The organism is Bartonella sp. MU70NMGDW (assembly GCF_042194085.1).
Lineage (GTDB): Bacteria > Pseudomonadota > Alphaproteobacteria > Rhizobiales > Rhizobiaceae > Bartonella > Bartonella grahamii.
Window position 1 is genome coordinate 1 of sequence record NZ_JBHIMK010000515.1, and the last position, 827, is coordinate 827.

Annotated in this window: 1 protein-coding gene; it reads right to left on the reverse strand. The window is 39.3% G+C overall.

Annotated features, from left to right (window positions below; translation table 11 throughout):
* Window positions 1-827: hypothetical protein (locus ACFIKE_RS11895; protein ID WP_375650155.1), on the reverse strand; the 827-nt coding region annotated here is incomplete at both ends.

Consider the following 827-nt stretch of genomic DNA (forward strand, 5'->3'; position numbering starts at 1 on the left):
AGGAGAGATCCTAAAGGTTCATGCATTATGAGAGATGGCATAAGATATTCGAACATCGATCCAGACCATGATAGGAGCGCACCTTTCCAACCTATGGGTACGAGGAGTCGGCCAAGACGAAACCAATGTTTAAGTTTTATGTCTCCTTTTGCGATAGCAAAAAAACTTGCAAGACGTGCTTCTGAAGCAAGTAGATCATAACAATTGTCATCGAGTTTGTTTTCTTGAACACGATATCCAATAGATAAGAGATGCCGTTTAGGCTGTTCTAAAAAGTCAAATTTCATATCAAAGGCTACTTGCCGTGCCACTATAGCCAGTCTGTTTAATTTTTTACGTAATTTGTCAGTATCACAATGAGCAGTCGCATCATAATGATAAGCGTTACAGGTATCGATAACGCATTTAGCCCAAGAAAGCGCATGAGCAGATTCTATCGTTTGAATTTTGTGGTCAAGTTCACTGACTAAGTGCACAATATCGTGGGCTGCATGTGAAAGGTCTGTGATGTGAGAAGGAATCGTATTTTCTTGTTCTACAAAAGTGAGGACAGAGTCATGAAAACGAGTGATGTTTTCTTCAATTTTTTGACGTAAAGAGCGTAAATTGGGTTGATGATCTGGAATTTCTCTGACAGTTTCTTCAAGAATAGCAAGAACATCCGATAAGCCTTCTCGATCACTTTGAAAAAAAAGATGCGGTTTTTCAGCCCATTCACTTAAGGCAGAAGAGAGTGTTATCAAATGACCGGCAAGATTTCCTGAATCAACGGTTGATACATAAGTAGGTAAAAGAGGCCTGAGTGTATCCGTTTCATACCAATTATA